This window comes from Rhodococcus sp. NPDC080181, assembly GCF_040702225.1.
Lineage (GTDB): Bacteria > Actinomycetota > Actinomycetes > Mycobacteriales > Mycobacteriaceae > Rhodococcoides > Rhodococcoides fascians.
Map to the genome: position 1 here is coordinate 145,009 of NZ_JBFBKN010000013.1, position 10,766 is coordinate 155,774.

General features: G+C 65.4%; 10 protein-coding genes. 7 read left to right on the top strand and 3 right to left on the bottom strand.

The genetic code is table 11. The annotated features are described in order from the left end of the window. Positions 1–107 precede the first annotated feature (107 nt). Genes AB0O58_RS16690 through holA form a run of 3 tightly spaced genes read left to right on the top strand, consistent with a single transcriptional unit; the run spans position 108 to position 3,675 of the window. Positions 108–1,064: a ComEA family DNA-binding protein gene (locus AB0O58_RS16690; protein WP_080736433.1), complete on the top strand. Its 957-nt coding sequence runs from the start codon at positions 108–110 to the stop codon at positions 1,062–1,064. Further along, on the top strand, positions 1,061–2,647 hold the full coding sequence (locus AB0O58_RS16695) for a ComEC/Rec2 family competence protein (protein ID WP_366238507.1): 1,587 nt from the start codon (positions 1,061–1,063) through the stop codon (positions 2,645–2,647). The genes AB0O58_RS16690 and AB0O58_RS16695 overlap by 4 nt, the downstream gene beginning before the upstream one ends. Before the next feature lie 50 nt (positions 2,648–2,697). Then, the gene (holA, locus tag AB0O58_RS16700; protein WP_179273972.1) at positions 2,698–3,675 is read left to right on the top strand and encodes a DNA polymerase III subunit delta; all 978 of its coding nucleotides are present in this window, start codon (positions 2,698–2,700) and stop codon (positions 3,673–3,675) included. A gap of 75 nt (positions 3,676–3,750) precedes the next feature. Here the strand turns inward: holA and rpsT are convergent, their stop codons facing one another. Next, the gene (gene rpsT / locus AB0O58_RS16705; RefSeq protein ID WP_027497522.1) at positions 3,751–4,011 is read right to left on the bottom strand and encodes a 30S ribosomal protein S20; all 261 of its coding nucleotides are present in this window, start codon (positions 4,009–4,011) and stop codon (positions 3,751–3,753) included. Between the two features lie 355 nt (positions 4,012–4,366). On the opposite strand from rpsT, the gene AB0O58_RS16710 reads away from it, so the two are divergent. Genes AB0O58_RS16710 through AB0O58_RS16720 form a run of 3 tightly spaced genes read left to right on the top strand, consistent with a single transcriptional unit; the run spans position 4,367 to position 7,734 of the window. Further along, positions 4,367–5,920, top strand: a complete 1,554-nt coding sequence (locus AB0O58_RS16710) for a circularly permuted type 2 ATP-grasp protein (protein ID WP_230073984.1) — start codon at positions 4,367–4,369, stop codon at positions 5,918–5,920. Continuing rightward, entirely contained in the window at positions 5,921–6,895 is a 975-nt protein-coding gene (locus AB0O58_RS16715; protein ID WP_032368183.1) for an alpha-E domain-containing protein, read from the top strand. It begins immediately after the preceding gene. After that, on the top strand, positions 6,892–7,734 hold the full coding sequence (locus AB0O58_RS16720) for a transglutaminase family protein (RefSeq protein ID WP_196248540.1): 843 nt from the start codon (positions 6,892–6,894) through the stop codon (positions 7,732–7,734). The genes AB0O58_RS16715 and AB0O58_RS16720 overlap by 4 nt, the downstream gene beginning before the upstream one ends. A 48-nt stretch (positions 7,735–7,782) precedes the next feature. Here AB0O58_RS16720 and AB0O58_RS16725 read toward each other — a convergent pair whose 3' ends face one another. Further along, positions 7,783–8,352 (bottom strand): type II toxin-antitoxin system PemK/MazF family toxin, encoded by a 570-nt coding sequence (locus AB0O58_RS16725; RefSeq protein ID WP_027497518.1) that lies wholly within the window; start codon positions 8,350–8,352, stop codon positions 7,783–7,785. Positions 8,353–8,506: 154 nt separating this feature from the next. Between AB0O58_RS16725 and lepA the strand changes: the two genes are divergently transcribed. Beyond that, complete coding sequence (lepA, locus tag AB0O58_RS16730; RefSeq protein ID WP_283541631.1) at positions 8,507–10,348, top strand: translation elongation factor 4; 1,842 nt, start codon at positions 8,507–8,509, stop codon at positions 10,346–10,348. A gap of 113 nt (positions 10,349–10,461) precedes the next feature. Here the strand turns inward: lepA and AB0O58_RS16735 are convergent. Continuing rightward, positions 10,462–10,766, bottom strand: a 305-nt coding sequence (locus tag AB0O58_RS16735) for an HNH endonuclease signature motif containing protein (protein ID WP_366238508.1), incomplete at its 5' end; no start/stop codon positions are given.

Sequence of the window (10,766 nt, forward strand, 5' to 3'; positions counted from 1 at the left end):
GGCGTATCGAGCCGCGTCATCCACAGACTCTCGGTTGTGCACAGGGCAGTTCGCGACCACCGTTCGCCCCGGTCGGGTTCGTCCGGAAGGCGCTAGCGTCCTGAGACATGGGCGGCGACGACGATCGGGCACACACGGTGGCACGATTGAATTCCGTGCGGAGGCAGAATGATTCCGCGCGCGCCGAGCCGCGCCGAGTCGACGAATTCGATGACCCCCAGGGCGAGCCGCCGATCGGGCAACCACAGGACGGCGTCGTGCGTCCCGATCCGGAGTGGCTGCTTCCTGCCGCGCAGCGTCCCGAATCACCATGGTCGTCGTTGCTACCGCAGCGGTGGCGATTCGCGCGGGTGGATCCCGGCCGACCCGGTGTGAAGGCGTTGGCGGCGGCGGGTGTGTTCGTGGTCCTCGTCGCCGGCTTCGCGGTGTTTCGAGATGCGCCGACGCCTGCGCCCGCACCGCCACTGGCGGTGGTCTCCACCGACGCCGCCGATACCCGCGCGCCGGACTCAACGATGTCCGAATCCGGGTCGTCGGGCCGGTCGCCGGACAAGACGGCTGTGACGGCACCGGTCGCGGAAACAGAACTTGTCGTCAGTGTCGTCGGACTCGTCGCGCATCCCGGTCTCGTTCGGCTGCAACCGGGCTCGCGCATCGCCGACGCCTTGGCCGCAGCGGGAGGGGCCGTGGAGGGTGCCGATCTGTTGGCGCTGAACATGGCAGCTCGGGTGTCGGACGGCGATCAGATCGTCGTGGGGCTCGTGCCGGCTCCGGCGGCCCCTCCGGTCAGCGGCACCACGTCGGGTCAGGGCGCAGGGCCGGGCGGAGTTGCCGGTTCGACGACGGACCAGGCGGGCCCGGCCGCCGGCGGAGCAGTGGACCTCAATACGGCCACGGTCGCAGAATTGGATGCGCTGCCCGGTGTGGGACCGGTGACGGCAACGTCGATCGTGAGCTGGCGAGACACGAACGGCCGCTTCGTATCGGTCGATCAGCTCGCCGAGGTCGACGGTATCGGCCCGGGCCGGCTCACCAAGATTCGCGACCTGGTCCGAGTCTCGTGACCGGGGTGCCGTCGTCGACGGACTCGGAGGAACCAGTTCCTTTCGACATCCGCCTGATTCCTGCGGCGGCGGCATCCTGGTCTATCACTGCGACCGGTATTCTCGCCGGTCCGAGCGCGGCGGTGACGGCCACGGTGGTGACGTGCGCGATCGTGGTGCTGGGAGCCGTTGTGCTGCACAGGATCTCGACGGGTCGAGCGGACACTGCGAGACACGTGTGGTCCGGGGCGGCCGCGGTGATCGTCGTGGCGTTGTGTTTCGGCGGTGCGATCTGGCTCCAGATGCGCTCGGTGGCGGAGCATCCAGTGGCTGCGGCCGCGCAGAATCGGGCATGGATCACGGCAGTGGTCGATCTCGAAGAAGATCCGCGACGCCTACCCGCGCCCGGGCCGCCGATGGTGATGTTGCAGGCGGAGATGACCCGCGTCGATGTCGGTGGCGAGGCGCTCTACGTCGGCGGCCGGGTATCGATCGTGGCACCGGAGTCGACATGGTCGGCACTGCTTCCGGGCCAGCAGATCACGGTCCGGGGCCGGCTCGGGGTACCCACCAGGTCCGATATGACCGTGGCCGTCATCCGAACGACCGGTCCGCCGGTGGCAGTGGGTGAGCCCGGACCGGTCTCGTCGGCGGCGGGCTCGTTTCGCTCGAATCTGGCAGACGTGGCGCAGAATTCGCTCCCGTCGGACCGGGCAGGTCTACTGCCGGGCCTCGTCGTGGGCGATGTCTCACGATTGGACGAGCAGGTAGTCGAGAACTTCCGAGCCGCGGGCTTGACGCATCTGACGGCGGTGTCGGGTGCGAACTTCTCGATCCTGATCGGTGCCGTGCTGTTGGTGTTGCGCGGCATAGGGATCGGGCCTCGCGCCACCGTCACGATTGCCTTCGTCGTTCTGATCGCCTTCGTCGTCGTGGCCAGACCGTCCCCGAGCGTGTTGCGCGCCGCGGTGATGGGGTCGATCGGTTTGCTGGCCCTGGTGACCGGCAGACGGAAGCAAGCGGTCCCGGCCTTGTGCGGCGCGGTGTTGGCACTACTCGGGTGGTGGCCGCGGCTCGCCGTGGACGTCGGATTCGTCCTGTCGGTGTTCGCCACCGCGGGGCTGGTGCTGGTGGCACCGATCTGGGTGGACTGGCTGCGGGCCCGAGGATGGCCCCGGGCAGCTGCGGAGGTGGTGGCGGTCGCCGCGGCGGCCCACGTGGTGACGGCGCCCGTCGTCGCGGCAATGGCGGGAACCTTCAGCGTGGTGGGTGTGGTTGCGAACGTATTGGTCTCGCCGGTCGTCGCCCCCATCACCGTGGTGGGCATCGTGACGGCGGTGTTGGCTGTGGTCAGTACCTCGCTCGCCGACATGACGGTGCAACTGGCGTCGGCACCGTTGTGGTGGTTGATCACGGTGGCCGAGCGGGCGGCGTCGGTGCCGGCAGCATCGGTCGTCGTTCCGGAGGGTGTCCGAGGAATCGCGGCGGCGACCGTCGGCACTGTCGTGGTCCTGGGCGCGCTGCGATGGGTGTTGTTCCGCTGGGTGTCGGCCACGTTCGCGATTGCACTTCTGGCGCTGTGGACGGCCCACGTCGTGTGGTGAGTGACGGTCCGAAGCGGATGTCCGTGGTGTCGGCGGCGCATGGCACGATCATGGTCGTGACTTCGAGTGTGGCTCCTCTGCATCTGGTACTCGGCGACGAGGAACTACTGATGGATCGTGCGGTGGCCGCGATCGTGACGCAGGTGCGTGCGAATGCGGCGATCCCGGGGGAGGACCTCCCGGTGACCCGGCTGCGGACCGGTGACGCAAGTGCTCCCGAGCTCGCCGAACTGCTGAGTCCGTCGCTGTTCGCCGAGGACCGTGTCGTCGTACTCGAGGCGGCGGCCGAGGCCGGTAAGGATGCAGTCGCTCTGGTGCTCGACGCGGCTACCGATCCACCCGAGGGTGCCGTCGTGGTGGTCATGCATTCCGGCGGCGGCCGCGCCAAAGCGATGGTCGGTGCCCTCCAGAAATGCGGGGCTCAGGTCCACGAATGCGTCAAGCTCACCAAACCGGCCGAGCGGATCGATTTTGTCCGAGGCGAGTTTCGCGCGGCGGACGTCCGCGTCAGCGGCGAGGTGATCGAGGCTGTCGTCGAGTCCGTCGGTAACGAACTCCGCGAATTGGCCTCGGCGTGTTCACAGTTGGTCTCCGATACCGGAGGCAAAGTCGATCTGGCCGCCGTGCGTCGGTACTACTCGGGCAAGGCGGAGGTATCGGGATTCGACGTCGCGGACAAGGCCGTCATCGGTGATCGAGCCGGCGCTCTCGAAGCCTTGCGGTGGGCCATGCACCGTGGAGTGGCCCACGTTCTCCTCGCGGATGCGCTAGCCGATGCCGTGCGCACCATCGCGCTCGTCGGCTCGGCCGGTCGCGGTGACCCGTTCCGGATGGCAGGCGAACTGGGAATGCCGCCCTGGAAGATCAAGAAGGCGCAGGGCCAAGCGCGCGGCTGGAACGGCCGCTCGATAGCGCAGGCCCTACGCGTAGTGGCGCAACTGAACGCCGACGTCAAAGGCCAAGCAGCGGACGCGGACTACGCGGTGGAGCGAGCTGTCGCCGAGGTCGCCTCGTTGGGTGACCGCTAGCGGGGTGCCCGGCGCACGACAAAGCCCGCTGCGTCCTCGTCGGATGCAGCGGGCTCGGTCGAGCTCAGTACGAGATCAGAGCTTGTTGACTGCGAGAGCCAGTGCCGACTTCTTGTTGGCGGCCTGGTTCTTGTGGATGACGCCCTTGCTGGCAGCCTTGTCGAGCTTGCGGCCGGCATCGAGGAGAATCTCGGAAGCCTTGTCCTTGTCGCCCGCAGCCTGTGCCTCGCGGAACGAGCGGATGACGGTGCGAAGGGAGGACTTCACCGACTGGTTGCGCAGGCGTGCACGCTCGTTGGTGAGAATCCGCTTCTTCTGGGACTTGATATTGGCCACGCGTAAAATCCTTGTCGTCTTCGTCGGTATTCCGGTCAGGGCGATCCATGCTGGAATGCCCGAAGTCTGCTGCTGAGCGTTGAGCCCTGCGCCGAAGATCGAGAATACCAGCACAGGACGGCAGAACCCAATCCGGCGTCGCCCTCCACAGCCGTTTCAAGAATTTAACGCTTCTACCGCGCCTAACTCCTGTCTCTGTAGCAACATTGCCAGGATGAGTCCGCGATCGGCAACGCATGCCGCCTCCAAGGCCAAAGCGACCAGAACGAAGTCAGCGGATCGTGTCGAACCCGATGCAGACGGGGTGTTCGGGGGGTACTCCGACGTCGGAAAGTACAGCCTCGCCTTCGACGAGATGTTCGACTCGGACGGTCGTACTCGAACGCCGTACAAAGGAATCCACACGGCGCTCGCCCCGGCGAACGCCGTGGACCTGGACGCCAGATCGGATGCGCTCGGACGCGCGTTCGTCGACCAGGGCATCACGTTCTCACTGTCCGGCCAAGAACGCCCGTTCCCGCTCGACCAGGTGCCCCGAGTCATCGCAGCAGGGGAGTGGTCGCGTCTGGAACGCGGCATCAAGCAGCGCGTCAAGGCTCTCGAGATGTTTCTCGCCGACATCTACGGAGACCAGGAAATCCTGCGGGACGGCGTCGTCCCGAAACGGCTGATCACGTCGTGCGAGCACTTCCACCGTGAGGCCGTCGGCATCACCCCGCCCAACGGCGTACGTATCCACGTTGCCGGAATCGACCTCGTGCGCGACGCGCAGGGCACGTTCCGTGTCCTCGAAGACAACCTGCGTTCACCCTCGGGCGTCTCCTACGTCATGGAGAACCGCCGGACCATGGCCCGGGTGTTCCCGGACCTGTTCGCCAGTCACCGCGTGCGTGCCGTCGGCGACTACGCCTCGCACCTGCTGCGGGCACTGCGCGCATCGGCCGCCCTCAACGAGGCCGACCCGACCGTGGTGGTTCTCACTCCGGGCGTGGCGAACTCGGCGTACTTCGAGCACTCGCTGCTCGCTCGGCTGATGGGCGTCGAGCTCGTCGAAGGTCGAGACCTGTTCTGCCGAGACAACATCGTCTACATGCGCACCACCGAGGGTGAGCGTCAGGTGGACGTCATCTACCGACGAATCGACGACGACTATCTCGACCCCATGCAGTTCCGTCCCGACTCGGTGCTGGGAGTGGCAGGTCTGGTCAACGCCGCCCGCGCAGGCAACGTCGTCATCTCGAGTGCCGTCGGAAACGGCGTCGGCGACGACAAGCTCGTCTACACGTACGTACCGACGATCATCGACTACTACATGGGCGAGAAGCCGCTGTTGGCCAACGTCGACACGTTCCGGTGCTGGCTCGACGACGAGTGCGAGGAAGTCCTCGACCGCATCGACGAACTGGTCATCAAGCCGGTGGAAGGCTCTGGCGGCTACGGCATCGTCTTCGGACCCGACGCCTCGCCGAAGGAACTCGCCACCATCAGCAAGAAGGTCCGCGCGGATCCGCGCGGCTGGATCGCCCAGCCCGTCGTACAGCTCTCGACGGTGCCGACGAAGATCGGCGATCGCTTGGTACCCCGTCACGTCGACCTGCGGCCGTTCGCGGTCAACGACGGCGACGACGTCTGGGTGTTGCCCGGCGGTCTGACCCGGGTGGCGTTGCCGGAGGGGTCCTTGGTGGTCAACTCCAGCCAGGGCGGCGGTAGCAAGGACACGTGGGTGCTCGCCACCCGTACGTCGCAGGAGGAGCAGGAGCTCGCCGGTGACGAGATCGTCAGCGTTCCGCCGGAGTCACCGATGGCCGAACAAGGCCCGGAGCTGACGATGGACCAACAAATGAATCAGCAGCAGCAGCAGCAACAGCAGCAGGCAACGAACTCGGACTCGAACGGCGGTGGACAGTAAATGCTCGCGCGCAACGCAGAGTCGCTCTACTGGATCGGGCGGTATGTGGAGAGAGCGGACGACACGGCCCGCATTCTCGATGTCACCGTCCACCAACTTCTCGAAGACGCCACAGTCGATCCCGACCACACTTCGCGAGTGTTGTTGCGAGTGCTCGGTTTCCAGCACGAGCCGGACGTCTCGCTCGACGTGTGGTCGCTTACCGAGGTCGTCGCCTTCAGCCGCGACGGATTGGGTTCGATCGTGGACTCACTGTCGAGTGCGCGCGAGAACGCCCGAGGTGCGCGTGAAGTCACGTCCAGTGAGATGTGGGAGTGCTTGAACACCACGTACAACGGATTGAACGAGCGCATCAGGGCGTCCAAGCGCACCGGCCCGGCCGAGTTCTTCAGCTACATCGAGGAGCGCGCCGCGATGTTCGCCGGTCTCGCGGACTCCACCCTCAGCCACGACGACGGCTACCGCTTTCTCCTGCTCGGTCGCTCGGTCGAGCGCATCGACATGATCGTTCGGTTGTTGCTCTCGCGAGCCGGTGACCGGCCGTCGTCGCCGGCTTGGGTCACTGTGCTTCGCTCGGCCGGTGCCCACGACACCTACCTGCGCACCTACCGCGGCGCGCTCGATGCCCAGCGAGTACTGGAATTCATGTTGTTGGACAGACTCTTTCCGCGTTCGGTGTTCTACGCACTGACCGAGGCGGAACGGTCTCTCGACCAGCTCGATCATCAGCCGAACAGTCGCGTCGGTGCCCGCGCCGAGGCGCAGCGCCTACTCGGTCGCGCTCGAAGTGAGCTCGAATTCCTGCGTCCCGGTGCAATTCTCGAGGACCTGCAGGATCGGCTGCTGGCATTGCAGGAAACCTGCCGCGAACTCGGCGAGGCGATCTCGAAGCAGTACTTCCATGCCGCGCCGTGGGTGGCGTGGACCGATGCCGGGTCCGGCACATACGAAGATCAATTGGAAGGTGAACTGTGAGCTGGCGTATGCGTGTCGTGCACACCACGGGCTATCAGTACGACGCACCGGTGACGTCGTCGTACAACGAGGCTCGACTGACGCCGCGAAGTGACAACCGGCAGAACGTCATTCTGAACCGAGTCGAGACCAACCCGGTGACCCGCTCCTACCGGTACACCGACTACTGGGGAACGGCGGTGACGGCATTCGACCTGCACGCGCCGCACACCGAGCTCGAGGTGACCGGTTCGTCGGTGGTCGAGACCGACCCCTTCGTCTACCCCGACGAGAACGCCTCATGGGAGGAGCTGGCCAGCGACCCGATCACCGACCGCTTCAACGAGGTGCTCGACAACACCGAGTACGTGCCGAAGAACAGGCAACTCGCGTCGGTCGCGAAAAAGCTGTCGAAGGGTCTGCCGCCGCAGGAATCGGTCGTCGAGATCTCCAACTGGGTCAACCAGGAGATGTCGTACGTTCCCGGTACCACCGGTGTGCACACCTCGGCGGTGGAGGCCTGGTCGGAGAAGAAGGGTGTGTGTCAGGACTACGCCCACCTGACGCTGCTGATGCTGCGCAGCGTCGGCATCCCCAGTCGGTACGTCTCGGGCTACCTGCATCCGAAGAAGCAGGCCGCGATCGGTGCGACGGTCGAGGGCCAGTCTCACGCCTGGATCGAGGCCTGGACCGGTGCGTGGTGGGGCTACGACCCGACCAACGCCATCGCCGTCAACGAGCAGCACGTGTCGGTAGGACTCGGCCGTGATTACGCCGACGTCCCGCCGCTCAAGGGCATCTTCTCCGGCGGCGGTTCGACGGCTCTCGACGTGGTCGTGGAGATCACGCGACTGGCCTAGCGTCGTGCGCGTTTTGCGTACCCAGGGATACGCAAAACGCGCACGAGGTCAGTTCCAGCCGTAGTCCCGACGCAACCGATCTGCCACGGACTCGAACTGAGCTCTACCGAGGATTGCGCCTTCGCGACGAATACCGTCCTCGGGCACGTCGAGAACTCGGTCCAGACGAATCCAGCTCGGTCGCCCCTCGGCGTCCCACGCACCGGATCCGATCGACTGCCAGTCGCGGTCGCCGTCGCGGCTGCTCTGGCTCGACAGCATCAGGCCGAGCAGATCGTTGCCCTCACGCCCGATGACCAGCACCGGGCGGTCCTTGCCCTGAGTGGCGTCTTCCTCGTAGGTAACCCAGGTCCAGACGATCTCACCCGGATCGGCCTTGCCGTCCAGATCGGGGGAGTACTCGATGGTCCGCGCCCGTTGGGCGGTCGGCCTGGTCTGCGATGCCACCGGACGGCCGGGGCGAGGTGCCGGAGCCGGTGTGCGCGACGCGCTTCCGGAGATCGCGTCCTTGCCTTTCTGCAGCGCACCGGAGTTCTGTAGTTGACGCAGTAGCCTCGGGCCCTCGCGCAGTGCGATCTTGCCCAGTTCCTTGCCGAATCTGCTCCAGTTGCCAGCCATGCGGCGAGTGTAGCCACGGCGGCAGCGCTACAAACCGCCCTGACTCACCGGGCGACCAGCCACGACGGACAGCCGGGGACGGCGCACCGTTCCGCTCGTGGGACGATAGGGAAACCCGTTCGCTCATTTCGAACACGCCAGCCGAAGGATACGAGTGCCCAGCTTCGCCGACACGACGTTCACCGATCCGTCCAGGATCAGGAACTTCTGCATCATCGCCCACATCGACCACGGAAAGTCGACGCTGGCAGACCGGATGTTGCAGCTCACCGGCGTCGTCGACGACCGGTCGATGCGTGCGCAGTATCTGGACCGGATGGACATCGAGCGCGAACGCGGCATCACCATCAAGGCGCAGAACGTGCGTCTGCCCTGGGTCGTCGACGGCGAAGAATTCGTTCTGCACCTCATCGACACCCCCGGCCACGTCGACTTCACGTACGAGGTGTCCCGCGCGCTCGAAGCGTGCGAAGGTGCTGTCTTGCTCGTCGACGCTGCTCAGGGCATCGAGGCGCAGACACTGGCGAACCTCTACCTAGCTCTCGACAAAGAGCTCACCATCATCCCTGTGCTCAACAAGATCGACCTGCCTGCTGCCGACCCGGATCGCTACGCCGCCGAGATCGCGCACATCATCGGATGCGAGGCCGACGACGTGCTGCGGGTGTCCGGCAAGACCGGAGTAGGCGTCGAAGAACTGCTCAACGAGGTCGTCAAGCTGGTGCCGGCTCCGGTCGGCAACCCGGACGGGCCTGCCCGCGCGATGATCTTCGACTCGGTCTACGACACCTACCGAGGCGTCGTCACCTACGTCCGAGTGGTCGACGGCGCACTCAACCCTCGTGAGAAGGTCACGATGATGTCGACCGGCTCGACGCACGAGTTGCTCGAAGTCGGCATCGTGTCGCCGGACCCGAAGGCCACGAAGGGCCTGGGCGTCGGCGAGGTGGGGTACCTGATCACCGGCGTCAAGGACGTCCGTCAGTCCAAGGTCGGCGATACCGTCACCACGTTCCGCAAGGGTGCTACCGAGCCGCTGACCGGTTACCGCGAGCCACGGCCGATGGTCTACTCGGGCCTTTACCCACTCGACGGCTCCGACTACCCGGATCTGCGCGACGCCCTCGAAAAGCTTCAGCTCAACGACGCGGCCCTGACCTACGAGCCGGAGACCTCCGTGGCTCTCGGATTCGGCTTCCGCTGCGGCTTCCTGGGGTTGCTGCACATGGAGATCACCCGCGAGCGGCTCGAGCGTGAATTCAACCTCGACTTGATCTCGACCTCGCCGAACGTCGTTTACCGCGTCTCGATGGAAGACGGTGCCGAGCACATCGTCACCAACCCGTCGTACTGGCCCGAGGGCAAGGCGCGGGAAGTGTTCGAGCCCATGGTCAAGTGCACCATCATTTCGCCGAGCGAGTTCATCGGCTCGATCATGGAGCTGTGTCAGGGGCGACGAGGCGAGCTCGGCGGTATGGACTACCTGTCGGAGACTCGTGTCGAACTGCGCTACACGATTCCGATGGCCGAGATCATCTTCGACTTCTTCGACATCCTGAAGTCACGTACTCGTGGATACGCCAGCCTCGACTACGAGGAGATCGGCGAGCAGAGCGGAGCGCTCGTGAAAGTCGACATCCTGCTGCAGGGCGAGGCCGTCGACGCCTTCAGCGCGATCGTCCACAAGGACGCCGCTGCGGCCTACGGCAACAAGATGACGACCAAGCTGAAGGAACTGATTCCGCGGCAGCAGTTCGAGGTGCCGATTCAGGCTGCTATCGGATCTCGCATCATCGCCCGCGAGAACATCCGCGCCATCCGTAAGGACGTGCTTGCCAAGTGCTACGGCGGCGACATCAGCCGTAAGCGCAAGCTGCTCGAGAAGCAGAAGGAAGGCAAGAAGCGAATGAAGACCATCGGACGGGTCGAAGTTCCGCAGGAAGCCTTCGTGGCGGCACTGTCCTCGGAGTCCTCGTCGGACAAGCCGAAGAAGTAGGGACGGGACTTCCGCTCTCTGAAATCGTTGTAACGCAACCTTTCCGGCCCCGCACCGTGTTCTCGGTGCGGGGCTGGTGTGTTTGTGTGGGGCTGGTGCGTGTTTGCGCGGGCTCATGCGATGTGGGGGCCGGCTCGTGCGTGGGATTGTCGGGGTTCTCGGTACGGGTCGACGGATGCCGGGGGTACGAACCAGGGGTGCTGATCGGTGCCGATGAAGACTTCCCAATCGGAGTGGTGGACGAGGCGGTGATGAAATCCGCACAGGAGGACGAGGTTGTTCATGTCGGTGGGGCCACCATCGGCCCAGTGCCAGATGTGGTGCAATGCCGTTAAGTTAGCGGCACGCGGAGGCGCAACCGAGGAGGGTGCTTCTCGTGACGCCCGTGATGGTGCGAACGTTTGGTGTTGTGGAATGC